This window comes from Streptomyces sp. TRM64462, assembly GCF_013362995.1.
In the GTDB taxonomy this organism is placed as follows: Bacteria; Actinomycetota; Actinomycetes; order Streptomycetales; family Streptomycetaceae; genus Streptomyces.
Map to the genome: position 1 here is coordinate 1 of NZ_JABWDV010000448.1, position 26,813 is coordinate 26,813.

28 protein-coding genes and 1 riboswitch are annotated in these 26,813 nt (G+C 73.2%); of the genes, 18 read left to right on the forward strand and 10 right to left on the reverse strand.

Annotated features, from left to right (window positions below; all coding sequences use genetic code 11):
• The first annotated feature begins 98 nt into the window (after positions 1-98).
• The 4 genes from HTZ82_RS28895 to HTZ82_RS28910 all read left to right on the forward strand — a co-directional run bounded on the left by HTZ82_RS28895 (position 99) and on the right by HTZ82_RS28910 (position 3,647).
• Positions 99-1,250, forward strand: a complete 1,152-nt coding sequence (locus HTZ82_RS28895) for an ArsA family ATPase (RefSeq protein WP_175412336.1) — start codon at positions 99-101, stop codon at positions 1,248-1,250.
• Positions 1,251-1,283: 33 nt separating this feature from the next.
• Positions 1,284-1,751, forward strand: a complete 468-nt coding sequence (locus HTZ82_RS28900; RefSeq protein ID WP_175412337.1) for a DUF5304 domain-containing protein — start codon at positions 1,284-1,286, stop codon at positions 1,749-1,751.
• A 77-nt stretch (positions 1,752-1,828) separates the two neighbouring features.
• The gene (locus tag HTZ82_RS28905; RefSeq protein WP_175412338.1) at positions 1,829-2,770 is read left to right on the forward strand and encodes an ROK family glucokinase; all 942 of its coding nucleotides are present in this window, start codon (positions 1,829-1,831) and stop codon (positions 2,768-2,770) included.
• A 115-nt stretch (positions 2,771-2,885) separates the two neighbouring features.
• Entirely contained in the window at positions 2,886-3,647 is a 762-nt protein-coding gene (locus tag HTZ82_RS28910; protein WP_175412339.1) for an endonuclease/exonuclease/phosphatase family protein, read from the forward strand.
• Positions 3,648-3,663: 16 nt separating this feature from the next.
• Here HTZ82_RS28910 and HTZ82_RS28915 read toward each other — a convergent pair whose 3' ends face one another.
• Complete coding sequence (locus HTZ82_RS28915; RefSeq protein ID WP_375540871.1) at positions 3,664-4,326, reverse strand: hypothetical protein; 663 nt, start codon at positions 4,324-4,326, stop codon at positions 3,664-3,666.
• Positions 4,327-4,495: 169 nt separating this feature from the next.
• Entirely contained in the window at positions 4,496-5,275 is a 780-nt protein-coding gene (locus HTZ82_RS28920; RefSeq protein ID WP_175412340.1) for a carboxylesterase, read from the reverse strand.
• A gap of 209 nt (positions 5,276-5,484) precedes the next feature.
• Between HTZ82_RS28920 and HTZ82_RS28925 the strand changes: the two genes are divergently transcribed.
• From HTZ82_RS28925 to HTZ82_RS28940, 4 genes are all read left to right on the forward strand, one after another.
• The gene (locus tag HTZ82_RS28925; RefSeq protein ID WP_175412341.1) at positions 5,485-6,261 is read left to right on the forward strand and encodes a 1-acyl-sn-glycerol-3-phosphate acyltransferase; all 777 of its coding nucleotides are present in this window, start codon (positions 5,485-5,487) and stop codon (positions 6,259-6,261) included.
• Between the two features lie 48 nt (positions 6,262-6,309).
• The gene (gene macS / locus HTZ82_RS28930) at positions 6,310-7,533 is read left to right on the forward strand and encodes a MacS family sensor histidine kinase (protein WP_175412342.1); all 1,224 of its coding nucleotides are present in this window, start codon (positions 6,310-6,312) and stop codon (positions 7,531-7,533) included.
• Positions 7,530-8,210 carry a response regulator transcription factor gene (locus HTZ82_RS28935; RefSeq protein WP_175412343.1) on the forward strand — a complete coding sequence of 227 codons (681 nt, stop codon included), beginning with the start codon at positions 7,530-7,532 and terminating at the stop codon, positions 8,208-8,210. The genes macS and HTZ82_RS28935 overlap by 4 nt, the downstream gene beginning before the upstream one ends.
• A gap of 240 nt (positions 8,211-8,450) precedes the next feature.
• The gene (locus HTZ82_RS28940; RefSeq protein WP_175412344.1) at positions 8,451-9,443 is read left to right on the forward strand and encodes a 2-hydroxyacid dehydrogenase; all 993 of its coding nucleotides are present in this window, start codon (positions 8,451-8,453) and stop codon (positions 9,441-9,443) included.
• Here HTZ82_RS28940 and HTZ82_RS28945 read toward each other — a convergent pair.
• Positions 9,398-11,356 carry an anthranilate synthase family protein gene (locus HTZ82_RS28945; protein WP_175412345.1) on the reverse strand — a complete coding sequence of 653 codons (1,959 nt, stop codon included), beginning with the start codon at positions 11,354-11,356 and terminating at the stop codon, positions 9,398-9,400. The two genes, HTZ82_RS28940 and HTZ82_RS28945, sit on opposite strands and share 46 nt — an antisense overlap.
• 312 nt (positions 11,357-11,668) lie before the next feature.
• On the opposite strand from HTZ82_RS28945, the gene HTZ82_RS28950 reads away from it, so the two are divergent.
• Positions 11,669-13,024, forward strand: coding sequence for a class II 3-deoxy-7-phosphoheptulonate synthase (locus HTZ82_RS28950; protein ID WP_175412346.1), 1,356 nt, complete (start codon positions 11,669-11,671; stop codon positions 13,022-13,024).
• Positions 13,025-13,195: 171 nt separating this feature from the next.
• Positions 13,196-13,459, forward strand: a complete 264-nt coding sequence (locus HTZ82_RS28955) for a bacterioferritin-associated ferredoxin (RefSeq protein ID WP_175412372.1) — start codon at positions 13,196-13,198, stop codon at positions 13,457-13,459.
• A gap of 8 nt (positions 13,460-13,467) precedes the next feature.
• On the opposite strand, the gene bfr is transcribed toward HTZ82_RS28955, so the two are convergent.
• Complete coding sequence (gene bfr, locus HTZ82_RS28960; RefSeq protein ID WP_175412347.1) at positions 13,468-13,947, reverse strand: bacterioferritin; 480 nt, start codon at positions 13,945-13,947, stop codon at positions 13,468-13,470.
• A gap of 159 nt (positions 13,948-14,106) precedes the next feature.
• Between bfr and HTZ82_RS28965 the strand changes: the two genes are divergently transcribed.
• The gene (locus HTZ82_RS28965; protein WP_175412348.1) at positions 14,107-14,739 is read left to right on the forward strand and encodes a sulfite oxidase-like oxidoreductase; all 633 of its coding nucleotides are present in this window, start codon (positions 14,107-14,109) and stop codon (positions 14,737-14,739) included.
• 94 nt (positions 14,740-14,833) lie between these two features.
• On the opposite strand, the gene HTZ82_RS28970 is transcribed toward HTZ82_RS28965, so the two are convergent.
• The 5 genes from HTZ82_RS28970 to thiO all read right to left on the reverse strand — a co-directional run bounded on the left by HTZ82_RS28970 (position 14,834) and on the right by thiO (position 19,971).
• Entirely contained in the window at positions 14,834-15,688 is an 855-nt protein-coding gene (locus HTZ82_RS28970; RefSeq protein WP_175412349.1) for a deoxyribonuclease IV, read from the reverse strand.
• Positions 15,689-15,694: 6 nt separating this feature from the next.
• On the reverse strand, positions 15,695-17,716 hold the full coding sequence (gene pknB / locus HTZ82_RS28975; RefSeq protein ID WP_175412350.1) for a Stk1 family PASTA domain-containing Ser/Thr kinase: 2,022 nt from the start codon (positions 17,714-17,716) through the stop codon (positions 15,695-15,697).
• 108 nt (positions 17,717-17,824) lie between these two features.
• Complete coding sequence (locus tag HTZ82_RS28980; protein WP_175412351.1) at positions 17,825-18,619, reverse strand: thiazole synthase; 795 nt, start codon at positions 18,617-18,619, stop codon at positions 17,825-17,827.
• A gap of 6 nt (positions 18,620-18,625) precedes the next feature.
• On the reverse strand, positions 18,626-18,850 hold the full coding sequence (gene thiS / locus HTZ82_RS28985) for a sulfur carrier protein ThiS (protein WP_175412352.1): 225 nt from the start codon (positions 18,848-18,850) through the stop codon (positions 18,626-18,628).
• The gene (gene thiO / locus HTZ82_RS28990) at positions 18,847-19,971 is read right to left on the reverse strand and encodes a glycine oxidase ThiO (protein ID WP_309235758.1); all 1,125 of its coding nucleotides are present in this window, start codon (positions 19,969-19,971) and stop codon (positions 18,847-18,849) included. Before thiO ends, thiS begins: the two co-directional genes overlap by 4 nt.
• On the opposite strand from thiO, the gene HTZ82_RS32620 reads away from it, so the two are divergent.
• The 7 genes from HTZ82_RS32620 (at position 19,970) to HTZ82_RS29020 (ending at position 25,178) form a co-directional block, all read left to right on the forward strand.
• On the forward strand, positions 19,970-20,158 hold the full coding sequence (locus tag HTZ82_RS32620; protein ID WP_254712194.1) for a hypothetical protein: 189 nt from the start codon (positions 19,970-19,972) through the stop codon (positions 20,156-20,158). The genes thiO and HTZ82_RS32620 overlap by 2 nt on opposite strands.
• A riboswitch (TPP riboswitch) is annotated at positions 20,125-20,236 on the reverse strand. Its footprint overlaps the gene before it by 34 nt.
• Before the next feature lie 51 nt (positions 20,237-20,287).
• The gene (locus HTZ82_RS28995) at positions 20,288-20,641 is read left to right on the forward strand and encodes a hypothetical protein (RefSeq protein ID WP_175412354.1); all 354 of its coding nucleotides are present in this window, start codon (positions 20,288-20,290) and stop codon (positions 20,639-20,641) included.
• 28 nt (positions 20,642-20,669) lie between these two features.
• Entirely contained in the window at positions 20,670-21,911 is a 1,242-nt protein-coding gene (locus HTZ82_RS29000; protein WP_175412355.1) for an FAD-dependent oxidoreductase, read from the forward strand.
• Positions 21,912-22,029: 118 nt separating this feature from the next.
• Positions 22,030-22,395 carry a helix-turn-helix domain-containing protein gene (locus HTZ82_RS29005; RefSeq protein ID WP_175412356.1) on the forward strand — a complete coding sequence of 122 codons (366 nt, stop codon included), beginning with the start codon at positions 22,030-22,032 and terminating at the stop codon, positions 22,393-22,395.
• A 102-nt stretch (positions 22,396-22,497) separates the two neighbouring features.
• Positions 22,498-23,154: a thiamine phosphate synthase gene (gene thiE / locus HTZ82_RS29010; protein ID WP_175412357.1), complete on the forward strand. Its 657-nt coding sequence runs from the start codon at positions 22,498-22,500 to the stop codon at positions 23,152-23,154.
• Positions 23,155-23,351: 197 nt separating this feature from the next.
• Positions 23,352-24,266: a methylenetetrahydrofolate reductase [NAD(P)H] gene (gene metF, locus HTZ82_RS29015; RefSeq protein ID WP_175412358.1), complete on the forward strand. Its 915-nt coding sequence runs from the start codon at positions 23,352-23,354 to the stop codon at positions 24,264-24,266.
• A 51-nt stretch (positions 24,267-24,317) separates the two neighbouring features.
• Entirely contained in the window at positions 24,318-25,178 is an 861-nt protein-coding gene (locus HTZ82_RS29020; RefSeq protein WP_175412359.1) for a hypothetical protein, read from the forward strand.
• 20 nt (positions 25,179-25,198) lie between these two features.
• Here the strand turns inward: HTZ82_RS29020 and HTZ82_RS29025 are convergent, their stop codons facing one another.
• A complete protein-coding gene (locus HTZ82_RS29025) occupies positions 25,199-26,773 on the reverse strand; it encodes an NAD(P)/FAD-dependent oxidoreductase (RefSeq protein ID WP_175412360.1) in 1,575 nt (524 codons plus the stop codon).
• Positions 26,774-26,813 lie beyond the last annotated feature (40 nt).

Sequence of the window (26,813 nt, forward strand, 5' to 3'; positions counted from 1 at the left end):
CCCCCCTGCTCGAGCGAAGTCGAGAGCTTGGGGGAGGGTGGGCACAGCGGAACCGGCCGCCCGCACCCTTGTCGGCCCGCACCGGTACGGTGCACGGCATGCGTACGCTCCTCGTGACCGGGCCCGGCGGCAGCGGCCGCACCACCCTTGCCGCCGCGACAGCCCTCCGCGCCGCCCGCCGAGGGCAGCGGGCCCTGCTCGTGACCGCGGACCCGATGGATCGGCTGGAGCCGGAGGAGCGGCTCACCGTCCAGCACCTGGACCCCGCCGCCCACTTCCGCGCGGAACTCCTCGCCCTCCAGGAGCACGCCGCCCCCGCGCTGGAACTCCTCGGCGCCGCCCGCCTCGACGACGAGGAGCTCACCGAACTCCCGGGCAGCACCCCCTTCGCGTACCTCGCCGCCCTCCACGACGCCGCCCGCGGCGACCACGACCACGACCTCGTCGTCGCCGACCTCCCGCCCCTGCGCGACGCCATCGCCCTGCTCGGCCTCCCGGAGCAGCTCCGCCGCTACCTGCGCCGCCTCCTCCCGCCCGAGCGCCAGGCCGCCCGCGCCCTGCGCCCCATGCTGGCCCAGCTCGCCGGCGTCCCCATGCCGGCCGAGTGGCTGTACCGCACCGCCGCACGCTGGGACGCCCGCCTCGCCGCCGTCCAGGAGCTCTTCGAAGCCCCCGCCACCAGCGTCCTCCTCGTCGCCGAACCAGGCCCGGCCACCACCGACGCCCTGCGCACCGCCCGCGCCGGCCTCGCCCTGTACGGCCTCGCACCCGACCCGGTCGTCGCCAACCGCCTCCTTCCCCCGACCTCTCCCGACCCCTGGCTCGCCGCCCTCGCGGCCCAGCAGCAGACGCACCTCAAGGCCCTGTACGAGGACGCGCCCGGCGCCGTGCACGAAGTGCCCCACCTCGGCCGCGACCCGCGCACCGCCGACGACCTGGCGGAACTCGGCCCCCCTCCGGCACCACCGGCGGAGCCCGCCCCCGCCTCCGCCAGCACGTGGCACGTCGAGGACCGGCGCGCCGACGACGGCGTCCTCGTCTGGCACATCCCGCTCCCCGGCGCCGCCAAGAGCGACCTCGGCCTCGTGCGCCGCGGAGACGAACTCGTCCTCACCGTGGGCCCGTTCCGCCGCATCGTCCCGCTGCCGGCCGCGCTGCGCCGCTGCACGGTCTCCGGGGCCGCCCTGCGCGACGGCGTGCTCGGCGTCCGGTTCAGCCCGGACCCGGCGCTGTGGCCCCGTACCCCCTGAACAGCCATCGGCCGTTCGGGTACCGTCGATGCCATGAGCGATGCCACCGAGCGGCCCGGACGCCCCGAGGACGACGCCTGGGCGCAGGCCTGCGCCGAGGACCTGGCGGCCGAGCGCGCCCGCCGCCGGGGCAGCTACGCACCGCCGCCCGGCTCCGCCGCCGAGGAGCTGCGCAAGCTCGTCGACGCGGTCACCGAGAAGGTCTCCACGCTGGGCGGCCCGCTGCTCGGCAAGGGCGCCCAGGGCGCCGTACGGAACCTCGTCGACCAGGCGCGGTCGGCCATCGAGCCGGTCGTCGAACGCAATCCGCAGGTCTTCGACCACCTCGCCGCGGCCGGCAGCGAACTCCTCGCCGCCTACCGCTCCGCCGTCCAGGGCCACGAGCAGCGCTGGACCCGCCCCGACGGGCGGCCCGCCGACGCCGCGAGCCCCCGCCCGGAGGGCGGGCCGAAGGAGGACGGCGGCGGTCCCGCGGGCAGCGAACAGATCGACCTGGACTGAACCCGCGGCGAACAGGCGGGCACCCGCCCTCGGGTACGGTTGGGCATAGCGGGGCTCGACCGAAAACTGAGGGACACATGGGACTCACCATCGGCGTCGACATCGGCGGTACGAAGATCGCGGCCGGCGTGGTCGACGAAGAGGGCACCATTCTCGACACGCACAAGGTGCCCACCCCGTCGACACCCCAAGGCATCGTCGACGCGATCTGCGCGGCCGTCTCCGAGGCCGGCAAGGGCCATGACATCGAGGCCGTCGGCATCGGCGCCGCGGGCTACGTCGACGACAAGCGCGCCACCGTCCTGTTCGCGCCCAACATCCACTGGCGGCACGAGCCGTTGAAGGACAAGGTCGAGCAGCGCACAGGGCTCCCCGTGGTCGTCGAGAACGACGCCAACGCCGCCGCCTGGGGCGAGTACCGCTTCGGCGCGGGCCAGGGCCACGACGACGTCATCTGCATCACGCTCGGCACGGGCCTGGGCGGCGGCATCATCATCGGCAACAAGCTGCGCCGCGGCCGCTTCGGCGTCGCCGCCGAGTTCGGCCACATCCGGGTCGTCCCCGACGGTCTGCTGTGCGGCTGCGGCAGCCAGGGCTGCTGGGAGCAGTACGCCTCCGGGCGCGCCCTTGTGCGGTACGCGAAGCAGCGCGCCCTCGCCGCCCCGGAGAACGCCACGATCCTGCTCGGCCTCGGCGACGGCACCCCGGAAGGCATCGAGGGCAAGCACATCAGCGACGCCGCCCGGCAGGGCTGCCCGGTGGCCGTCGACTCGTTCCGCGAGCTGGCCCGCTGGGCGGGCGCCGGCCTCGCCGACCTGGCGTCGCTCTTCGACCCGTCGGCGTTCATCGTCGGCGGCGGCGTCTCCGACGAGGGCGAGCTGGTCCTCGACCCGATCCGCAAGTCCTTCCGCCGCTGGCTCGTCGGCGGGCAGTACCGTCCGCACGCCCAGGTCCTCGCCGCCCAGCTCGGCGGCAAGGCGGGCCTGGTCGGCGCGGCGGACCTGGCCCGCCAGGGCTGAGCGGCCCGCCCGGGCCCGCCCCGGCCCTCCCGGCCTACCCGGCCCGTACCGGTGGCGTCCGAGCGCCCGTCGTGTCCCCTGGGGACGCGGCGGGCGCTGCCGTATCGTGCGCCGCATGGCGACGCTCAGCGCACTGCCCGACTCCCGTACCGAGCCGGACGGTTCGGCCGTGGTCCGTGTCCTCAGCTACAACGTCCGCTCGCTGCGGGACGACGAGGACGCCGTGGCGCGGGTCATCAAGGCCTGTGCCCCGGACGTCGTCCTCGTGCAGGAGGCACCCCGCTTCTTCCGCTGGCGCAAGCACGCGGCGCGGCTCGCCGCCAAGAGCGACCTGGTCGTCCTGGGCGGCGGCGCCACGGCGTCCGGGCCGCTGCTGCTCTGCTCGCTGCGGGTCACCGTCGAACGGGCCGAGGACGTACTGCTGCCCCTCACGCCGGGCCTGCACCGCCGGGGCTTCGCCACCGCCGTCGTACGGATCGGGGGCGCCCGTCTGGGGCTCCTGAGCTGCCACCTGAGCCTGCGGACGGACGAGCGGTACGCGCAGGCGGGCATGCTCCTCGACCGGCTGGCCGCGCTGGACGTGCCGCACGCGATCGCCGGTGGCGACATCAACGAACGCCCCGACGGCCGGTCCTTCCGCCGCCTGACCGCCGAGCTCCAGGACTGCTGGGCGGTGAGTCCGTGGGGCGGCGAACACACATCGACACCGGGCGACCCGCGTCAGCGCATCGACGCGATCTTCGCCACGCAGGACATCAAGGTCCTGGGCTGCGGCGTCCCGGCCGGCCTCCCCGGGGTGAGCGACGAGGACCTGAAGGCGGCCACGGACCACCTCCCGGTCCTGGCCGCCCTCCACGTCCCGGCAGCAGTTCCCTGACGGCCGTCCGGGCCGGTCAGACGACGGCGCCGCGGCCCGGGTCGTCGTGCTCGTCGTCGTCGCCGTGCTTCATCCGGGCCACCAGAGTGGCGAAGCCGCCGAGGAAACCGCCGACGCAGAGCGTCGTCAGCCACCACGTCATCTCCCACTGGAGCAGCACCGCGACCAGCAGCAGCACCGGTCCGCCGACCACGGCCAGCCACGCGAACTTCGTCGTCGCGTCGGCCTCCGGCAGCGGCGGCGGCTCGGGCGGCACGAAGTGGCCCTCGTCGCTGTCGTCACCCGCGTCGCTCTTGCCGCTCGCGGCGACGTCGTCGTCCTTGGGCTCGGCCAGCTCGTAGTCGCGCGGCCCGCGCGGTCCCACACCGGGCGCGAACACCACCGAGCTGCCCAGCGCGGGCGCCGGACCGCCGGGCTCGGGCTTGCCGCCGCCCCGGCGGCCCTCGTCCTCCGGGGCGTCGTCGCCCTCGTCCTCCAGCAGCGCCAGATCCTCCACCGAACGGAACGGCTTGGCGCCCGGCGGGTCCGGGGGCTCGGCCCCGTACCCGGCGACGATCGCCGCCCAGGCCGCCTCCTCGTCCACGGACGACGGCGACGACGGTGATGCCGATGCCGATGCCGATGCCGATGCCGATGCCGACGCCGACGACGCCGATGCCGACGACGCCTCACCGCGCACGCCCGGCCGCTCCTCCGCATCATCCTGCCGCTCGTCGGCAGGCTGCGGCGCCTCGCCGGACCCGGCGGCGTCAGCCCCCGGGGCGCGGTCCTCCGCCGTGCGTGCCTCCTCCGGCGGGTGCTGCTCGTCCCGCTCCTCGCGGCTCCCGCCGCGCTCCGCGTCGTGCTGCTCAGCCAACGGTCGTGCTCCCCTCCTTGCCGATGCTCGGAGCGAGCCGGCCGATGAACGCGAGGCTCTCCTCGAAGATCCGCTCCGCGTCGTGGTCCAACGTCGCGACGTGGTAGCTCTGTTCCAGCAGGATCTCCCGCACGTCCGTCGACGAGATCCGGCTGAGGATCCGCGCCGAGTCCGCGGGCGGCACCACATGGTCCTGGGGGCTGTGCAGCAGCACCACCGGCTGCGTGACCTGCGGCAGCTCCCCGTCCACCACCTGGAAGAACTGACGCAGCGAGTACGCGGCGTGCAGCGGCACCCGGTCGTAGCCGAGCTCCTCCACGCCCTCCTTGGCGATGTCGCTCGCGATGCCGTCCGTCGACGGGACGAGGTGCCGGACGACCGGCAGCGCGTGCGCCATCACCCCGTGCACCTTGTTCGCCGGGTTCACCAGCACGATCCCGCGGATCGCGTCCCCGTGCCGCGCGGCCAGCCGCAGCGTGAGCGCCCCGCCCATGGACAGCCCGCACACGAAGACCGCCTCGCACCGCTGCCGCAGCGTCCGCAGCTCCCGGTCCACCTCCGCGTACCAGTCCTGCCAGCTCGTGACCTGCATGTCCTGCCAGCGTGTGCCGTGCCCGGGCAACAGCGGCAGCGACACGGTCAGACCGTGCTCCGCCAGATACTCGGCCCAGGGGCGCAGCGACTGCGGCGAACCGGTGAAACCGTGGCAGAGGAGTACGCCGACATCGCCGCCCTCGTGGCGGTACGGCTCGGCTCCGGGGAGGACCGGCACGGAGGTCTCCTGTTCGGGTGTTCGAAGAATTCGACGGATTCGAAGATGCTAGGAGCGTGTACTTCACCGTACGCGACCGGACTGACACCGACCAGGGCCGTCACGCCCGTAACAGAGGGGCGGGAACCGGTCCGGGGACGCGTACGGAAGAGAGCGGGAGGCACCGTACGGGTTATGGTCTGATCGACGGAACACAGGAGGAACACGAGTTGATCTACGGCGCTATGAAGTTCTCCATCGGAGGGACGCTGAAGCTCGCCTTCAGGCCCTGGGTGGAGGGCCTCGAGAACATTCCCGCCGAGGGGCCGGCGATCCTCGCGAGCAACCACCTCTCGTTCTCCGACTCGTTCTTTCTGCCCGCGGTCCTCGACCGCAAGGTCACCTTCATCGCGAAGGCCGAGTACTTCACGTCGCCCGGCGTGAAGGGCAGGCTCACCGCCGCCTTCTTCAAGGGTGTCGGCCAGCTCCCCGTCGACCGCTCGGGCGCCCGCGGCGCCGGCGAGGCCGCCGTCCGCAGCGGCATCCAGGTCATCGAGCGCGGCGAGCTGTTCGGCATCTACCCGGAGGGCACCCGTTCGCCCGACGGCCGCCTCTACCGCGGCAAGCCGGGCGGCCTCGCGCGCGTGGCGCTGGCGACGGGCGCGCCGGTCATCCCGATCGCCATGATCGACACCGAGAAGATCCAGCCGCCCGGCAAGGTCGTCCCCAAGCTGATGCGCCCCGGCATCCGGATCGGCAAGCCGCTGGACTTCAGCCGATACCAGGGCATGGACGGCGACCGCTTCATCCTGCGCTCGGTCACCGACGAGGTGATGTACGAGATCATGAAGCTGTCCGGGCAGGAGTACGTCGACATCTACGCGACGGTCGCCAAGCGCCAGATCGCGGAAGCCGAGAAGGCCGCGAAGGAAGCAGCCAAGGAAGCCGCCAAGGAAGCCGCGAAGGCAGCCGCCGCCAAGGACGCGGCGAAGAACTCCGGCGCCTGAGCAGTACGTCGTACCTCGTCGGTCCGTCACGGGTGGGGGCAAGGGGCCATGGCCAAGCGCGAGCGTGTCGTGCGCATGTCGGTGGAGCAGCCGCTGTGGCGCGCCCTCACCGCGTACCGCGTCCTCACCATGGGATACGCGGTACTGATCTTCGCGATCAACCGCCGCGACTTCGAGCGGCCCTGGGTGGCCATCGGCTTCCTCGCCGTGCTGGTCGTGTGGACCCTGGCCACGCTGCCCAAGGTGTCCAGCGCGGCCCGCTGCACCAAGCGCTTCCTCGTCGTCGACCTGACGGTCGCCCTCACCGGCATCCTCCTCACACCCGTCGCCGACGCCCACGCCCAGCTCCAGGACGGGCCCACGCTGCCCACCATCTGGACGGCCGGCTCCGTCCTCGCCTTCGCCATCAGGGGCGGCTGGCGCTGGGCGGCCTTCGCGTCCTCACTGGTCGCCGCCGCCAACCTCGTCGAGCGCGGCGAACCCAGCCGCGACACCATCCACAACGTGGTCCTGGTCTGGGTCGCGTCCATCGCCATCGGATACGTCGTCGAGGTCGCCCGCGCCTCCGAACGCACCCTCGCGCGCGCCCTGGAGATCGAGGCCGCCACCCGCGAACGGGAGCGCCTCGCGCGCGACATCCACGACTCGGTCCTCCAGGTCCTGGCCATGGTCCAGCGCCGCGGCACCGCGCTCGGCGGCGAGGCGGCGGAGCTCGGCCGGATGGCCGGGGAACAGGAGATCGCCCTGCGCGCCCTGGTCGCGGGCGGCCTCAGCCGGCCGTCGCACGTCTCCGACGACGCGGCGCAGGGCGCGGTCGTACGGATGGTCGACGAGCCCGACGGCCAGGCCCGGGCCGGGGAGGCCGGCGACCACCAGGACCTGCGGACGCTCCTGGCGCCGCACACCGGCTCCCGCGTGACGTTCGCCGAACCCGGCGCCCCGGTGCTGCTGCCCCGGCCCGCCGCGGCGGAACTGGCCGCCGCTGTCGGTGCCGCACTGGACAATGTGCGCAGGCACGCGGGGCCGGACGCCCGCGCCTGGATCCTGGTCGAGGACTGGCCGGACGAGGTGACCGTGACCGTACGGGACGACGGGCCGGGCATCGCGGACGGCCGCCTCGCCGAGGCGGAGAGCGAGGGACGGCTGGGCGTCGCCCAGTCCATCCGCGGCAGGCTCCGCGACCTGGGCGGGACGGCGGAGCTGGTCTCGATTCCGGGCCAGGGCACAGAAGTCGAGCTGAGAGTTCCCCGGGGGAAGGCACCGAAGCGATGAGCGAACGACCGATCAAGGTGATGGTGGTCGACGACCACCCGATGTGGCGGGACGCCGTCGCCCGCGACCTGGCGGAGGCCGGGTTCGACGTGGTCGCGACGGCCGGCGACGGCGACCAGGCGGTACGGCGCGCCCGCGCCGCCGCGCCCGACGTGCTGGTCCTCGACCTGAACCTGCCGGGCAAGCCCGGCGTCCAGGTCTGCAAGGAGCTCGTCGGAGGCGCCGACGACCCGCGCCTCCGCGTCCTCGTCCTGTCGGCCAGCGGTGAGCACGCGGACGTCCTGGAAGCCGTCAAGTCCGGCGCGACGGGCTACCTGCTGAAGTCCGCCAGCACGGAGGAACTCCTGGACGCGGTCCGCCGCACCGCGGCCGGTGACCCGGTCTTCACGCCGGGCCTGGCCGGCCTGGTCCTGGGCGAGTACCGCCGCCTGGCGTCCGAGCCAGCCCCCACCGCGCCGGGCCAGGACGACTCCGGCACCCCGCGCCTCACCGACCGCGAGACGGAGGTCCTCCGCCTGGTCGCCAAGGGCCTCAGCTACAAGCAGATCGCCGAGCGCCTGGTCATCTCCCACCGCACGGTCCAGAACCACGTCCAGAACACCCTCGGCAAACTCCAGCTCCACAACCGCGTGGAGCTCGTCCGCTACGCCATAGAACGAGGCCTCGACGACGCCTGACCCCCACCGACCGGGCACGTCCGTCCACAGGGGCGCTCGCGGCCAGGCCACCGCCGTCCCGCTTGTGGGCATGCGTTCCTCCCCCAAGCACTTCGTGCAGGGGGACCCCCAGGGCGGAACGGGTGGGCACAAGCGGGACGGCCACGCGGGCCCGAGCGTTCCGCACCCGGGTCCCCCGGCCACCACGACGGGACCTTCGCCCCAGGGGCGGGCCGCGCCCGGCGCTCGTATATTCCGGACATGGACGTCCTCGCCTTCGGTGTGCAACGCGACGAGAAGCCCCTCCTGGAGGCGGCCTTCGCAGGCCGCCACGCCCTGCGCTGCCTCGACGTCTTCCTCAACCAGGACACCGCCCCCCTCGCCGCCGGCCACGAAGCCGTCTCCAGCAGCGTCAACGCCGACCTCGGCGCCCACGTCCTGCGCACTCTCGCCGCCGGCGGCACTCGGCTGATCGCGCAGCGGTCGACCGGGTTCAACAACATCGACCTCGACGTGGCCCGCGACCTGGGCCTCACCGTCGCCCGCGTCTCGTCGTACTCGCCGTACTCGGTCGCCGAATTCGCCTGGGCCCTGGCCATGGCCGTGAACCGGCACATCGTCCGCGCCGCGCACCGCACCCGGGACTTCGACTTCCGGCTCGACGGCCTCATCGGCCGCGACATGCACGGCCGCACCGTCGGCGTCCTCGGCACCGGCCGGATCGGCACCGCCTTCACCCGGATCGCCCACGGCTTCGGCATGCGCCTCCTGGGCTGGGACATCGCGCGGAACCCCGACTGCCTGGACCTCGGCATGACGTACGTCGACAAGGAGGAGCTGTTCGCGGAGGCCGACCTCGTCAGCCTGCACCTGCCGCTCCTTCCCGCGACGCACCACCTCGTCGACGCGGCCGCGCTGAAGGCCATGAAGGACGACGCCATCCTGGTGAACTCCAGCCGCGGCGGCCTCGTCGACACCGACGCCCTCGTCACGGAGCTGCGCGCCGGCCGCTTCACGGGCGTCGGCCTCGACGTGTACGAGGCGGAGGCCGGGCTGTTCTTCCTCGACAAGTCGCTGCACGGCATCGACGACGACGTCCTCGCCCGCCTCATGACGTTCCCGAACGTCGTCGTCACGTCCCACCAGGCGTACTACACCGTCGACGCGGTGGACCAGATCATCGCGACGACGGTGCGGAACGTCACCGACTACGCGGAGGGCCGCCGCAGCGAGAACGTACTCGTACCCGCCTGACCCGCCTGACCCGCCTGCCCCGTCCGGTCCGTCACGTGCTCCGTCACGCCCCGGAGCAGGTCCCGCACGATCGCCGTGCCGTTCAGCGTCAGCACCGACTCCGGGTGGAACTGCACCCCCGCGAACCCCGGGCCCCGCAGCGCGTGCACCTCGCCCGTGTCCGCGTCGCGGCTGACCTCGACGCCGTGCAGCGCCAGCTCGTCCGCCGCCGCCTCGTCGCAGCGCGCCGTGAAGCTGTTGTAGAACCCGACCGTCTCCCGCGCCCCGAACAGGTCGACCGTCACCTGCGCGCCCTGGAACGGCGTCCGCTTCCGCACGATGCCGAGCCCCAGCTCCGCCGCCAGCAGCTCGTGCCCCAGGCAGACCCCCAGCAGCGGCTGCCGCCGCGCCCGCACGAGCCCGGCCGTGAGCGCCCGGAGCGTCCGCATCTTCGGATCGCCCAGGTCCGACGGGTCGCCCGGCCCCGGCCCCAGCACCACGGGCCCCTCGTGCGCCGCCACCGCCTCCCGCAGGCCCGGCTCGTCGAAGCGCCGCACGGTCACCTCCAGGCCCGACGAGCGCAGTACGTGCGCCAGCATCGACGTGAACGTGTCCTCCGCGTCCACCACCAGCGCGTGCCCCCGCAGCGCCGCCGCCGGCTCCTGCATCCGCAGCCAGAACGGCGCCAGATCCGCCCGCCGCGCGTCCAGCGCCGCCCGCACCCGCGGGTCGTCCGCCAGCCGTACCGGACGCTCCGCCTCCGCCCGCGGCCGCCCGGGGCGCACACCCAGTGCGGCCAGGACGCCCGCCGCCTTGGCGTGGGTCTCCGCGACCTCGCCCTCCGGGTCGGAGTGCCGCACCAGCGTCGCCCCCACCGGCACCCGCAGCCCGCCGTCCGCGTCGATGTCGGCGGTACGGATCAGAATGGGCGAGTCCAGCGTCTGCGCCCCGCCCGCGTCGGTACCCAGCAGCGCCAGCGCCCCCGCGTAGTACCCGCGCCCGCCCTCTTCGTGCCGCTCGATCACCCGGCACGCGTTCTGCACCGGCGACCCCGTCACGGTCGCCGCGAACATCGTCTCGCGCAGCACGTCCCGCACGTCCAGCGTGGAGCGGCCGCGCAGCTCGTACTCGGTGTGGGCCAGGTGCGCCATCTCCTTCAGGCGCGGCCCGACCACGACCCCGCCCCGGTCGCCGACCGTGCACATCATCTTCAGCTCCTCGTCCACCACCATGGAGAGCTCGTCGGTCTCCTTGCGGCTGGCGAGGAACGTCAGCAGATCCTCCGGCGTCGGACCCTCCGCCGGATAGCGGTACGTACCGCTGATCGGGTTCATGACCACGGTCCCGCCCGACATCCGGACGTGCACCTCCGGGCTCGCCCCGACCAGCGTCCTGTCCCCGGTGTGGACGACGTACGTCCAGTACGCGCCCCGCTCTCCCGCCAGCAGCCGCCGGAACAGCGCCAGCGCGTCCGCCCGCCCGAACCCCGGCACACGGCCCCGGTACGTACGGCGGATCACGAAGTTGGCGCCCTCGCCGCGCCCGATCTCCTCCTCCACGACCCGCCGCACGATCCGCGCGTACGCGTCGTCCGGGACGTCGAAGCCGCCGTCCTCGACCCGTACGTCGTGCGCGGGGAGCTGCGCCAGGGCGTCCGCGAGCGGCAGCTCGTACGACTCGTCGGCGACCAGCACGGACAGCGGCGTGCCGTCGTCCCGTACGTCGAAGCCGCGCTCCCGCAGCTGCCGGAACGGTACGAGCGCGAGCGCCGGGCGCTCACCGACGGGCAGGTCGGCGAGGCTTTCCACCTCCCGCACCGGTCCGGTCAGGACCTCGACCGTGTCGTGGTCGCGGCCGGGCGTACGGCGGCGCAGCAGGGCGAACGGACGGCCCGCCTCCGGGCGGTCCGGGTCCAGCGGGGAGCTGAGGTGCATCCGCGGTGTTCCTTCCAAGAGGGGAGGAACGGCCCGTCGTACGAACGGAAGAAGGCCGCCCCTCGGGCGGCCTTCGCGTCTTCGGTGGATCGAGGTACGCGCAGTCAGCGGGCCGCCGGATGAGCGGTCCACCACCAGTACTGGTTCGACGGGGTCGTCTGCGCGAACATGTCGGGCACCCTAGCGCATGCCCGACGGCGGAGCGGTCCGACCGGCCGGATCCGGTGGTCCGATCAGGCCGGATCTGTCGGTTCCGTCTCACCTGGCGGGCGTCCTCCCGGGCACCCCCCTGGACCCCGTAATGTTGGGTCCGTGACCGTGAACGCTGATTCCCAAGCCGTCGCCGCCAAGGCGACCTGGCGAGACCTGCCCGCGGCGCAGCAGCCCGAGTACCCGGATGCCGAGGCTCTGCGCGAAGTGATCGCGGACCTCGAGTCGTATCCTCCGCTCGTCTTCGCCGGTGAGTGCGACCAGCTGCGCGCCCGGATGGGAGCCGTCGCCAGGGGCGAGGCGTTCCTGCTCCAGGGCGGCGACTGCGCCGAGTCCTTCGACGCCGTGGGCGCGGACGACGTCCGCGCCAAGCTGAAGACGCTGCTCCAGATGGGCGCCGTCCTGACGTACGCGGCCTCGGTGCCGGTCGTCAAGGTGGGCCGTATCGCCGGGCAGTACTCGAAGCCGCGCTCCAAGCCCACCGAGACCCGCGACGGCGTGACCCTGCCGACGTACCGCGGCGACTCCGTCAACGGCTTCGACTTCACCGAAGAGGCCCGCGTCCCGGACCCGCAGCGGCTGAAGCGCATGTACCAGGCGTCGGCGTCGACGCTGAACCTGGTGCGCGCCTTCACCACCGGCGGCTACGCCGACCTGCGCCAGGTGCACGCCTGGAACCAGGACTTCGTGAAGTCCTCCCCGTCCGGCCAGCGCTACGAGCAGCTCGCCCGCGAGATCGACAACGCCCTCAACTTCATGAAGGCGTGCGGCACGGACCCGGCCGAGTTCCGCACCGTCGAGTTCTACGCCTCGCACGAGGCGCTGCTGCTCGACTACGAGTCGGCGCTCACCCGTGTGGACTCCCGCACCGGCGAGCTGTACGACACCTCCGGCCACATGGTCTGGATCGGTGAGCGCACCCGGCAGCTCGACCACGCGCACATCGAGTTCGCGTCGAAGATCCGCAACCCCATCGGCATCAAGCTCGGCCCGACCACGACGGTCGACGAGGCGCTGACGTACATCGACCGCCTGGACCCGGAGCGCGAGCCCGGCCGGCTGACGTTCATCGTCCGCATGGGTGCCGACAAGGTCCGCGACAAGCTTCCCGAGCTGGTCGAGAAGGTCACCGCTTCGGGTGCGACGGTCGCCTGGGTGACCGACCCGATGCACGGCAACACCTTCGAGGCGGCCTCCGGCCACAAGACGCGGCGCTTCGACGACGTCCTGGACGAGGTCAAGGGCTTTTTCGAGGTCCACAAGGCGCTGGGTACGCACCCGGGCGGCATCCACGTCGAGCTGACCGGCGACGACGTCACGGAGTGCGTGGGCGGCGGCGACGAGATCTTCGTCGACGATCTGCACCAGCGCTACGAGACGGCCTGCGACCCGCGGCTCAACCGCAGCCAGTCGCTGGACCTGGCGTTCCTGGTGGCGGAGATGTACCGCGACCAGTGATCTTGGCTTGAAACAGCCTTGAAACGCGTAAGGGGCGCGGATCCATGTGATCCGCGCCCCATCGTCGTTCTCGCGGGCGCTCCGGGCTTTTGCACCCCACGGGCGGCGGGTAAGGTTAGGTTAGCCTCACCGATCAAGCGGAGGGGTGTTGGCCTCGTGACCTGCAGGGAGGTGACCCGCGTGTACGTCTGCTCGTGCTTCGGTATCACCGAGAAGCAGGTCAAGCAACACGCGGACGCCGGTGCCTGCACCCCGCGCCAGATAGCGTCGGCCTGCAAGGCCGGCACCGACTGCGGCTCCTGCGTACGCCGTATCCAGGCCATCCTCGGCCGGGGCGCCTGCCCCCGGCGTGAGCTGCTGGAGCAGGGCGAGCCCGCCCTGACGGCCCTGCCGGAGGCCGAGGAGGAGGCAGCCGAGCTGCCGGAAGCGGCCTGACTCTCGGCCTAACTCTCGGGCTGCTCGACCAGCTGGGCGATGTACAGCGCCTCACCGAGCTTCTCGACCAGGTCGAGCTGGGTGTCCAGATAGTCGATGTGGTGCTCCTCGTCGGCCAGGATCGACTCGAAGATGTTCGCCGACGTGATGTCGCCCTTGTTGCGCATGAGCTCGATGCCCCGGCGCAGCCGGTCGATCGCCTCCACCTCGACCTGGCGGTCCGCCTGGAACATCTCGGTGACGGTCTGGCCGATCCGGACGTGGAAGAGCCGCTGGTAGTTCGGCAGGCCCTCGAGGAAGAGGATCCGGTCCGTGAGCACCTCGGCGTGCTTCATCTCGTCGAACGACTCCGCCCGGGTGTATTTCGCGAGCTTCGTCCACCCCATGTTCTCCTGCATCTTCGCATGCAGGAAGTACTGGTTGATCGCCGTCAGCTCGGCGGTCAGCTGCTCGTTGAGAAACTCGATGACCTCGGGATCGCCCTGCATCGCAGAGGCTCCTTCCACGTGTTTGTGAAGGGGGCGGGGATGCGCGCATCCTCGCACCGCGGCGCGGGGTCGTCCAGTAAGTGCAGGCTTAGTCGGACTTGCCCGAATCGGGTCGGGCCCCGGTCGTGACCACCCCTCCCGGTCTGTCACCATTGAGTCATGGGTCAGCCGGAGAGCGAGGAACACCGGGCAGCAAGGGAGTCCACGCTTCCACCGGGACAGCGGCTGCAGCGCGGCTGGCCGGTCACCCACTACGGGCCCGTCCCCAAGTTCCGGCCGGAGCGCTGGGAGTTCCGGGTCTTCGGTGCCACGGCGGACGGCGAGAAGCACTGCTGGAACCACGAGGAGTTCTCGGCGCTGCCGTTCTCCACGGTCGTGGCCGATCTGCACTGCGTCACGAAGTTCAGCATGCTGGGGGCCGAATGGGGGGGTGTCCCCGCGCGGACCATCCTCGAACTGGCGCCGCCGGCCGCCGGTGTCACCCATGTGATGGTGTGGGCCGAGTACGGCTTCAGCGCCAACATGCGCCTCTCGGACTTCGCGTCGGAGCGCACGATCTTCGCCACGCACAAGGACGGCGAGCTGCTCACCGCCGAGCACGGCTTCCCGCTGCGGCTGATCGTGCCGCACCTGTACGCCTGGAAGGGACCCAAATGGGTCCGCGGCGTGGAGTACATGACCGCCGACCGCCGCGGCTTCTGGGAGGAGCGCGGCTACCACAACATCGGCGACCCGTGGTCCGAGCAGCGCTACTCGTACCAGGAGGAGCCGGGGGACGGCCCGGAGCTGTGACGCTGTGACGCTGTGATGCCGTGACGGCGGGTTCGGCCTCCGTTACGCCGAACGCGCAGGGGGCACGCCGTGGCCGTCTGCGACGTCGGGGCGGTCAGCCCGCCCGGAGTTCCTTCAGGCGCGCCACGTCCGCCGCGTGGCCGTCCTTGCCGCCCGGTGTCTCGATGATCAGCGGAACGCCGTCGGTCGCGGGGTGCCGCATCAGCTGCCGGAACGGTTCCTCGCCGATGTGGCCGGCGCCGATGTTCGCGTGCCGGTCCTTATGGGCGCCGACGACGTCCTTCGAGTCGTTGGCGTGGATCAGTTTCAGCCGGCCCTCACCGACCGTCTTCACCAGCAGGTCGAGCGTGTCCCGCGCGCCGTCCTGGCCCGTCAGGTCGTGCCCGGCGGCGAAGATGTGGCACGTGTCGAGGCAGATGCCCAGCCTGGGGTGGGCGTCGAGCGCCTCGAAGTACGGGCCGAAGTCCTCGGCCAGGGAGCAGAGCGACGAGCCCTGCCCGGCCGTCGACTCCAGCAGCAGGTACGGATCGTCGTCGTGCGTCAGCTCGTCGAGGAGCGGCAGCATGTGCTCCCGCACCTGTGCGAGGGCCGCCTCACGGGGCCGGCCGCCCGTCGCGGAACCCGTGTGCACGACGACGCCGAGGGCGCCGATCTCGCGGCCTCGGCGCAGCGAGTGGCGCAGGGACGCCACGGAACGCTCCACGGTCGCCTCGGTGTGCGAGCCGAAGTTGATCAGGTACGGGGCGTGGACGTACGCCGGGATGCCCTCGGTGGCGCACTCGGCACGGAAGCGTTCGTCCTGGACCGGGTTGCCGGGCGGTGTCGCCCAGCCGCGCGGATTGGCGACGAAGACCTGGACGGTCTCGGCGCCGATCTCGCGGGCGTAGGACAGGCCGGCCTTGGCCAGGCCGCCGGCCACGGGGACATGGCCGCCGACGGGGTGGGACATGGGTGGCTAGATTCCCTTGGTCTTGATGGTGATGATGCTGCCCTCGGGGGCCGTCTCGCCGCCGGCCACGGACTGGCTGCTGACGGTGTCGCTGAGGAACGGGAAGCTCTTCTCGACCTTCACGTCGAACCCGGCGGCCTTCAGCTCGCGCGTGGCGTCGTCGACGCTCTTGTCCGTCACGTCGGGCACCGCGATCATGCGGGGGCCCTTGGAGACGGTGAGCGTGACCGTGTCGCCGCGGGCGGCCTTGGCCCCCTCGGCGAGCGACTGGGCGGCGACGGCGCCGGCCGGGTGCGTCGAGTGGACGCGCTCCTGGGCGATCTCGACCTTGAGGCCCGCGTCGGTCAGGGCGCTGCGGGCCGCGTCCTCGGACCGGCCGACGACACCCGGCACGTCGACCGGGGCGCCCTTGCTCACGACCAGCGCGACCGCCGCGTCCGGGGAACGCTCGGTGCCCGCGGGCGGGTCGCTGCTGATGACGGCGCCCTGGGCGACGTCGTCGCTGAACTCCTGGGTGACGACACCCGCGGCGAGCCCGGCCTTGCGCAGCTCCACCTTGGCGTCCGCGAGCTGCTTGCCCTTCAGGTCCGGGACCTTGGCGACCTTCGGGCCGCGCGAGACGACCAGGTCCACCTTGCCGTTGCCGCGGATGCGCTCGCCCGCCGCCGGGTCGGTCTCCATGACCGTGCCGCGCTCGTAGGCGTTGCTGAAGTCCTGCCGTACGGAGCCGACTTCGAGACCCGCGTCGGCGAGCTTCCGCTCGGCCTCGTTCTGCGTCTTGCCGAGCACGCCGGTCGGGACGCGCGTGAACTGGCCCGAGTTGATGTACCAGACGCCCGCGCCGACGCCGACGACGAGGAGGACCGCGACGAGCGCGGCCAGCAGCCCGCGCCGCTGTGCCGGGATGCCGGGGCGGCGGCGCCCTGCCGCTCCCGCCACGGGTCGCGGGTCGGGCTGCGGACGGGAGTCCGGCGGCGTTTCGAGGCGGCTGGTGTGCTGCACGCCGTCCGGCTGCGGCACGGGGAGGGGGCGGGCGATGACGCTGGTGACGTCGTCAGGCCCGGCGTCGGTACGCGCGGGCGCAGGTGCGGGGGAGCCGCTGCCGACGGCCGCGTCGTCGGTACGGGACTCGGTGCGGGACTCGGTGTGGCGAGCCTGCGGCGGGACGAGGTCCAGCTGCGCCTCGTCCAGGGCGGCGCGGGCCTCGCGGGTCAGGCCGAGGAGGGCCACCGCGTCGTGCGGCCGCGCCCCGGCGTCGCGCGCGGTGGCGGCGGCCACGAGGGCGTCCAGCTCGGGCGCGAGCCCGGGGACGGCGGCGGACGGCGCGGGCACGTCCGTGTTCAGGTGCTGGAACAGGACCTGGGCGGGCGTGTCGCCGGTGTGCGGCTTGCCGCCGGTCAGCATCTCGTACAGCACGACACCGCACGCGTACACGTCGGTGCGGGTGTCGGCGGTGCCGTGCTCGATCTGCTCGGGCGCCAGGTACGAGGCGGTGCCGAGGAGGGAGCCGGTGGTGTTCGTGGCGGTTCCGACGGCCCGTACGAGACCGAAGTCGGCGACCTTGACCCGGCCGTCGTCGCCTATCAGGACGTTCTCGGGCTTCATGTCGCGGTGCACGAAACCGGCCCGGTGCGCCGCCCCGAGCGCGGCCAGCACCGGCTCCAGGACGTCCAGGGCGGCGCGCGGCGACAGCGCGCCGCGGTCGCGCAGCACGTCGCGGAGCGTGCAGCCGGCTACGTACTCCATGGCGAGGTACACGTACGCGCCGTCGGCGCCCTGGTCGAAGACGCCGACGACGTTGGGGTGCGCGAGCCGCGCGACCGATTTGGCCTCGCGGATGAACCGCTCCACGAACGACACGTCGGTCGCGAGCGCCGGGTGCATCACCTTGAGGGCGACGAGCCGGTCGAGCCGGGTGTCGACGGCCCGGTAGACCGTGGCCATGCCCCCGACGGCGACGCGCGCGTCGACTCGGTAACGGCCGTCGAGCAGCTGGCCGACGAGCGGGTCGTGAAGGGTCGTATCCACGGCGACGAGTCTACGAGCCCGTACGGACACCTCCGTCGCCCTGTACATGACCGGACCGGCAGTGCATCCAACTTGTGACACCGCCCCACCGGCCGCGCCGCCGAACGCTCAGAACGCCGGGCGTTCCGGGTCCAGTGCTGCGCGGCCCTCCGTCGGGGACGACGCCTGGGCGAAGTGGCGGCGGGGGATGCGGCCCGCGCGGTGGGCGAGGCGGCCCGCCTCCACGGCGTGGCGCATGGCCTGGGCCATGAGGGCCGGCTCCTGGGCGCGCGTGACCGCGGAGGCCAGCATGACGGCCTCGCAGCCCAGCTCCATCGCGAATGCGGCGTCCGACGCCGTCCCCGCGCCCGCGTCCAGGATCACCGGCACGCGCGCGTGCTCCACGATCAGCTGGAAGTTGTGCGGGTTGCGGATGCCGAGGCCCGAGCCGATGGGGGAGCCCAGGGGCATGACCGCCGCGCAGCCCACGTCCTCCAGCTTCCGCGCGAGCACCGGGTCGTCGTTGGTGTACGGCAGCACCGTGAACCCGTCGTCCACCAGCGTCTCCGCGGCGTCCAGCAGCTCGACCGGGTCCGGGAGCAGTGTCCGCTCGTCGGCCACGACCTCCAGCTTGATCCAGTCCGTGCCGAGCGCTTCGCGCGCGAGGCGGGCGGTCAGCACCGCCTCGCCCGCGGTGAAGCAGCCCGCCGTGTTCGGCAGCACCTGGATGCCGAGCTTGTCCAGCACCGACAGCACCGAGCCGTGGACGGTCGGGTCGATACGGCGCATGGCCACCGTGGTCAGCTCCGTGCCGCTCGCCGTGAGGGCGCGTTCCAGTACGCCGAGGCTGGGCGCCCCGCCCGTACCCATGATCAGCCGGGAGTCGAACGACGTCCCGGCGATGGTGAGGCGGTCGTCTGCCATGTCTGCTCAGCCTCCCTGCACGGCGGTCAGTACTTCGACGCGGTCGCCGTCCGCCAGCACCGTGGACGCCCACTGCCCGCGCGGGACGACCGTCTCGTTGACGGCGGCCGCCACCCCGGACGGGGCGGCGGTGAGCGTGGCGACCAGGGCGTCCAGGGTCGCCGGGGTGGTCAGTTCGTGCGGCGCGCCGTTCACGGAGACGGTGACACGCGCGCGTACCTGGTTCGTCATGCCGGGACTCCTGCCGGGGCGAAGCGGGCGGGTGTGAACGCGTGGGCGATGTCCGGGAGCTCCCCGGTGGCCAGCAGCGCGGCCATGACGTCGCCGGTGACCGGTGTCAGCAGCACCCCGTTGCGGTAGTGCCCGGTCGCCAGGGCGAGCCCCGGCAGCGCCGACGGGCCCAGCAGCGGCGCGTTGTCGGGCGAGCCGGGCCGCAGCCCCGCGCGGGTCTCCGTCAGCGGCAGCTCTGTGATGCCCGGCACCAGCTCGTGCGCGTCGCGCAGCAGCTCGTACACGCCGCCCGCCGTGACCGTGGTGTCCCAGCCCAGCTCCTCGCTCGTCGCGCCCACGACCAGCTCGCCGTTCTCGCGCGGCACCAGGTACACGTGACTTCCCCGTACGACCGCCCGGACCGTACGGCTCAGGAACGGCGCGTACGCGTCCGGCACCGTGAGCCGTACCACCTGGCCCTTCACGGGCCGGACCGGCGGCAGTACGTCGGCCGGCACGCCCCCGAGGCGGCCGCTGTGGCTGCCGCCCGCCAGCACCACCTGGTCCGCCGACAGCTCCGTACCGTCCGTGAGGACCACGCCGGCCGCCCGGTCCCGTACGACCCACAGCCGCTCCGCCCAGGCCCGGTGGAACACGACCCCCGCCCGCCCGCACGCCGCCACCAGGGCCGCCGCGAGCCGCCGCGGGTCCACCTGGTGGTCGCCGTCCACGCGCAGCCCGCCCCGCACGCCGGGGGCGAGGAGCGGCTCCAGACGCCGGCACTCGCGGCCGCTCAGCCATTCGGCCTCCAGGCCGCAGCGGCGCTGCAGCGCGTGCAGCTCCCGCAGGTGGGCGCGGTCGTCGGCGTCCAGCGCCACGGCGAGCGTGCCGCACGCGCGGTACCCGACGTCGCGGCCCGTGGCCTCCTCCAGGTCGGCGACGAAGCCCGGATAGCGCTCCGCCGAGGCGAGGTTGAGGCCGAGGAGCGTCTCCTCGCCGTAGTGCAGCTCCGTGACTGCGGCCAGCATCCCGGCCGCGACCTGTGCCGCGCCCCCGCCGGGCGCCGGGTCCACGACGGCGGTGCGCAGCCCGCGCTGCGCCGCGCGCCAGGCCGTGACCAGGCCGATGATCCCGCCCCCGATGACGAGGACGTCCGATCCCGTACCGCTCGTACCGCCTGTGCTGCGCGTACTGCGCGTACTGCGCGTACTGCGCGTACTGGTCGTACTGCCCGTACTGGTCGTACTGCTCGTACTGCTCGTACTCGTCGTACCGCTCGTACCGTTCCGTGACGACATGGGCGTCCAGCCCCTCCCTTCGCCGGCATGACCCGGATCAGGTTCGTACGGTCGGAGGCCGCGCAGCCTCCCTCTCAGCCCGGTGCGCCGGGCTCCCGCGAGTGCTTTAGCGTGGCCAGACTAACCCCACCCACCGACGAGCAGTAAGGGAGCCCGCCCCATGGCCAGCCCCACGGCACCGTCACTCGACGGACGTGTCCTGTACCCGGTCGCCGACCAGTCCGCCGGTCAGGTGGGCACCCGGACGCGCTTCAGATACCACGAGGACGGCGGCCGGGTGTGGGCCCAGTACGCGGGCGGTGACGTCGTCCGCGGGTTTCTCGTCGGCACGCGCGCGGGCGACCGGATCGACTTCCGCTACGTGCAGTTGAGGACGGACGGAACCACCGCTTCCGGTCACTGCCGGTCCACCGTGGTGCTGCTGCCGGACGGGCGCGTTCGGCTGGAGGAGAGCTGGGAATGGGAGTCCCAGGAGGGCGGTGGTACCAGTGTGGTCGAGGAGCCACTGTCCTGACGGTGCGTCAGCTGCGTAAGGTGATCGTGTGAGCGAGCAGCGGAACGAGCAGCAGAAGCCGACGGGTACCGGCCCGCGCGTCGTCATCGTCGGCGCCGGAATGGCCGGCGTGCAGACCGCCGTGGCCCTGCGCGAGCGCGGGTTCGCCGGCTCCGTGCTGCTCATCGGCGCGGAACCCCACCAGCCGTACGACAGGCCGCCGCTGTCCAAGGCCTTCCTGCTCGGCAAGGCCGAGGGCTCGGCCTTCGAGGTGGACTTCGAGGCGCTCGGCGTCGAACTGCGCCTCGGCGTGGAGGTCTCCGGGCTGCGCTCCGCCGACCACGAGGTCGACACGGAGACCGGCCCCGTCCCGTACGACGTGCTGGTCGTGGCCACCGGAGCCGTGCCCGTCACGCTGCCCGGCAGCGAGGGCGTCCCCGGCGTTCATCTGCTGCGCACCCTGGACGACGCCGAGCGGCTGCGCCCCGTACTCGCCGAGGCGCACGACGTCGTGGTGGTCGGCGCCGGGTGGATCGGCGCCGAGTTCGCCACGGCCGCCCGCGAGGCGGGCTGCGCGGTCACCGTCGTGGAGGCCGCCGACCAACCGCTGGCGGGGGCCCTGCCCGCCGACGTGGCCGCGCCGATGGCCGCCTGGTACGAGGAGAGCGGCGCCCGGCTCCTGACCCACGCGCGCGTGGCGCGGATCGAGCCCGGGCAGGTCCTGCTGGACGACGACCGGGTCCTGCCGGCCGCCGCCGTGGTCGTCGGCATCGGCGCACGGCCCGCCACCGACTGGCTGACCGGCTCCGGCGTCGCCCTGGGCCCGGACGGCGCCGTCACGGCCGACGACCGGCTGCGGACGTCCGCACCCGACGTGTACGCGGTCGGCGACTGCGCCTCCTTCCCGTCCGCGCGGTACGGGAAGCGGCTCATGGTCCACCACTGGGACAACGCCCTCCAGGGGCCGCGCACGGTCGCCTCCGCCATCGTGGGCGAGGAGCCGCCGCCGTACGACCCGGTGCCGTACTTCTGGTCCGAGCAGTTCGGCCGCTTCGTCCAGTACGTGGGCCACCACGCGTCCGCCGACACCACCGTCCGGCGCGGTGACCCGGAGGCCGACGCCGCCTGGTCGGTGGCGTGGCTGCGCGGGGGCGCCCTGGTGGCGCTGCTGGCGGTGGGGCGGCCGCGCGACCTGGCGCAGGGGCGCAAGCTCATCGAGTCGGGCGCACCGCTCGACCCGGAGCGCGTCGTGGACCCGTCCGTACCGCTGAAGGCGGCGGTACGCGGCTGAGCGGCGCACGCGCGAGGCGGCCGTGCCGCACCCCGTGCCGCACCGTGACGACGCCCCGCGTCCGCCGGACGGCCGGGCCCGGCTACCGGCTGTCAGTGCGGGATGGCAGGCTTGTCGTGTGACCGAGATTGACGCGAAGATCGATGAGCTCGTCCCCGCCTGGCTGTACCTCCCCGACATCGCCGAGATGCTCGGCGTCGAGGTGACGCGGGTGCGGCAGCTCGTCAAGGAGGGCCAGCTGATCGCGGTGCGCCGCGGCGAGAACCGGGCGCTCCAGGTACCGGCCGCTTTCATCAAGGACGGCAAGGTCGTTAAGGGCCTCTCCGGGACCCTGACGCTGCTGAAGGACGACGGCTTCACCGACGAAGAGATGCTGGAGTGGCTCTTCACGCCGGACCCGTCCCTGCCGGGCACGCCCGCGCAGGCCCTGGCGGAGAATCGCGGCACGGAGGTGAAGCGCCGCGCCCAGGCGCTCGCCGTCTGACCCGGAACCGTCCAGTACACACACCGACACCAGGGCGTCGCACGGGCCGGGACCACAGGTCCCGCCCCGTGTGCCGCCGCACCAACGGGGGGAGCACCACCCATGTCCACCACCGCCCGCGCGCAGCTGTCCGACGCCCGGCTCTACCTCTGCACGGACGCGCGCAAGCGACAGGGTGACCTCCCCGAGTTCCTCGACGCCGTCCTCGGCGCGGGCGTCGACATCGTGCAGCTGCGCGACAAGGGCATGGAGGCCGGCGAGGAGCTGGAGCACCTCCAGGTCTTCTCGGACGCCTGCCGGCGGCACGGCAGGCTGCTCGCCGTCAACGACCGCGCGGACGTCGCGCACGCCGCCGGCTCCGATGTGCTGCACCTGGGCCAGGGCGACCTGCCGGTCCCCGCGGCCCGCGCCGTCCTCGGCGACCAGGTGCTGATCGGCCGTTCCACGCACGCGGAGGCCGAGGTGGACGCCGCCGTGGCCGAGCCCGGCGTGGACTACTTCTGCACGGGCCCCTGCTGGCCCACGCCCACCAAGCCGGGTCGGTACGCGCCCGGGCTCGGCCTCGTGCGGTACGCCGCCTCGCTGGACCAGGACCGGCCCTGGTTCGCCATCGGCGGCATCGACGCGGGCAACGTGGACGAGGTCCTGGACGCGGGCGCCCGCCGTATCGTCGTCGTCCGCGCCATCACGGAGGCCGACGACCCGGCCGCCGCCACGGCCGACCTCGCCCGCCGCATACGCGAGCGCGCCGCGGGGTAGCGCCGCGGGAGGCGCCGGAGGGGTAGCGCCGGAGGTCCCCGGCCACCTGGCCCTGATGTCCACTTCCTGGGACGGGAACCGGACTATGTGGACGTTTCAGGGCGGCAAGCGTCCAAGGGGTGGACAAGATTCCGTCAAATGGGGCGAAACCGGGTGCTCCGGTTGGGTGACCGCCCAGCGGTGGCTAACCTGCCCGTATGGCCCTTGGCACACCCTCCACCAGGACAGATCGCGCGCGAACGGTGCGCGATCTGCTCGCGAACGGCACGACGCACTCCTTCGAGTTCTGGGCGCCCAAGACCGAGAAGGGTGAACGGAACCTCTGGAACGCGCTGCGCCGCGTCGAGGCGGTGGCGCCCAGCTTCGTCTCCGTGACGTACGGAGCCGGCGGCTCCACCCGCGCCGGGACGGTCAAGGCCACCGAGCAGATCGCCGCCGACACCACTCTCACACCGGTCGCCCACCTCACCGCCGTCGGTCACTCGGTCGCCGAACTCCGCAACATGGTGGGCCAGTTCGCCGACGCCGGAATCCGCAACATCCTCGCCCTGCGCGGCGACCCGCCCGGCGACCCGATGGGGGAGTGGGTTTCCCACCCCGAGGGCCTGGACTACGCCGCCGACCTCGTCCGCCTCATCAAGGAGGCGGGGGACTTCTGCGTCGGCGTCGCCGCGTTCCCCGAGATGCACCCCCGGTCCACGGACTGGGACACCGACGTCCGCCATTTCGTCGACAAGTGCCGCGCGGGCGCCGACTACGCGATCACGCAGATGTTCTTCGACCCGGAGAACTATCTGCGGCTCCGCGACCGGGTCGCCGCCGCCGGCTGCGAGACCCCGATCATCCCCGAGGTCATGCCGGTGACCGCCGTCAGACAGCTCGACCGGCTTCCCCAGCTCAGCAACGCGCACTTCCCGCCCGCCGTCAAAGAACGGATCCTCGCGGTCAAGGACGACGCGGCCGCTGTACGCTCCTTGGGCATCGAGTTCGCAACGGAGTTCTGCGCACGGCTGCTGTCCGAGGGCGTGCCCGGACTGCACTTCATCACGCTCAACAACTCCACGGCGACGCTCGAGATCTACGAGAATCTCGGACTGCACCCGCAGTCCTGACCGGCCGTACCCGTCACGTCCCGAGGCGGCGGCCGAAGGAGAGGGGCGGGCATGGACTGGAGCTGGTGGACGGTCCTCTACATCGCGTTCGGCGTCGTCGCGCTCTGGCTTCTCGGTGAAGTGCTCCTGCAGTACAAGGCGCGGCTGCGCTGGCGGCTGCTCGCCTTCTTCGGCTTCCTCGGCGTGGTCGCCGGTGTCGTCGTGTCGTCGCTCGTCCTGATCATCGTCGGTGCGCTGGCCTTCGGTGTCGGCCAGACACTCGTCACCCTGTCCTTCCTGCGCGGCTTCTCCACCGGATGGGCGCTCGGCGGACGGCCCGGCGCCAGCCGCCGCCGCAGGACCGGGGCCCCGGCCGGGGACGCCGGGCCGACCCTTGAGGTCACCGACGTGGCGTACGAGGACTCCGGGAAGTCCGACCCGTCGGAGCCGTCCGACCCGTCCGGCCGGCCCGGTGAGCACCCCGACGACGCCGCCTACCCCGATGCCGCGCAGCCGCCGCTCCACGAGCCGCAGCCCCTGCCGGACGACACCGGCCAGTACGGGGTCTACGGCACGCCGCCCGCCGACCAGGGCGCCGCGTACGGCACGTACAGCGGCTACGACACGGGCGGCTACGCCACCGCGTACGACTACGGGACCGGCGAGCAGCAGCAGTACGCCGCCTACTCCGACCCGTACATCGGCACCACCGCCGCCACCGGCGGCCAGGCGTACGGCGGTGCCCCCTACGACACATACGGCGGCCAGCAGCAGTACGCCGATCCGTACGCCCCGCAGTACGGCGTGGACACCCCGCCCGGCGGCGTCTGGGTGCCGCCCCAGCGGGACGGCACCCAGCAGTACCCACCGCCCCCGCAGGACGAGCCGGCCCCCTACGGCTACGACCAGAGCGGCCGGCCGTACGGCTACTGACCTGCCGCTATCGTGAGCCGCTACTGCGAGCCGCGGAAGTCCGCGCCCTCCACGATCAGGCCGGCCACCAGCGCGCCCGACATCCCGGCGTGCGCCAGACCGCCGCCCGGATGCGCCCAGCCCCCGGCGAAGTACAGCCCCGGCAGCGGCGCCGGGTTCGCGGCGGGCAGCAGCGCCCCGCCCGCACCCGCCAGCGCGGGTCCCGGCACCCGGTGGTCGCCCGTCTCCCGGTACGTGTCCGCCGGGGTGCGCACCTCACGCCACAGCACCCGCTCCCGGAGCCCGGGTATCGCCGCCTCCGCCGCCGCCACCATCCGGTCCGCGAACGCCTCCACAGCCCCGGCGGCCGCCGCCACAGCCTCCCCAGCCGCCGCGCCTTCCCCCGCCCCCGCGGCTTCCGGCGCACCGCCCCACAGGTTCTCCGACGAGAACGGGCCGCCCGCGGGCACCGTCGCCGTCACCGTCACCGCCTCGTGCTCACCGTCCGGCCGCAGCCCCGCGTCGTCCGGGCGCAGCACCACGACCGTCGGCCGCTCGCACAGCCACCCGCCCTGCTCCAGGGCCGCCAGCTCGTCCGCCCGGTCACCGGAGTGCACCACCGTCCGATGCGCGGCGCCCTCCTCCCGGGCCCCGCGCAGCGCCAGGCACACGGTCACCCGCCCGGTCCGCACCCCCGCCTGGAAGCGCGGCCACTCCTCGCGCCGCTCCCACGCCAGCACCTGCTCCCGGTACAGCGCGGGCACCGGAGCACCCGCCACCACGTAGTCCGCCTCGACGACGAGCCCGTCCGCCAGCTCGACCCCGGCCGCCCGGCCGTCCTTCTCCACGACCCGCGCCACGCCCGTACCGAACTCGAACGCCACCTTCCGCGCCCGGCACCGCTCGTACACCGCGTCCGCCAGCGCCCGCAGGCCCCCACGGACGTACCACGTGCCGAAGGTCTGCTCCATGTACGGGAGGACGGCGGCCGACGGGGGAGCCTTCGCCGGGTCGAGGCCGTACGCCAGCGCGTACCCCTCCAGCAGCGCCGCGAGCCGCGCGTCACCGCCCAGTTCGCGCCGCCCCACCTCGGCGAGCGTCGTCGCGGTGCGCCGCAGCAGCCCGGTCCTCGGCGCCGGGTACGGGTCGCGCGCGAACGGCGACACATCGGCCGGCAGCGGCTCCTCCAGCAGCGGGCGCCGCGACCGGTCCCACGCGTCGCGCGCCCGGTTCAGGAACGCCGCCCACCGCTCGCCCGCGCCCTGCCCCAGCGCCTCGTCCAGCGCGGCCACGGCACCGGCCCGCGACGCGTTCGGCAGGGACACGGCCGTGCCGTCCGGGAACACATGACGGCTCGCCGGGTCGACCTGCGTCAGCTCGACGCACCTCTCCAGCGGCTCCTTGCCGGTCTTGACGAACAGATCCCGGTACACGGCGGGCAGGTGCAGCAGACCGGGCCCGGTGTCGAACGCGAAGCCTTCGCGCGCGAAGCGGCCGACGGAGCCGCCGTACGTCTCCGCCCGCTCGTACACCGTCACCCGGTGGCCTGCCACGGCCAGCCGGGCCGCCGCCGCCATCGCGCCCATCCCGGCGCCGATCACCGCAATCCGTGCCATGCAGGGACTCTATAAGCCGCCACCGACACCGCCGCACGAC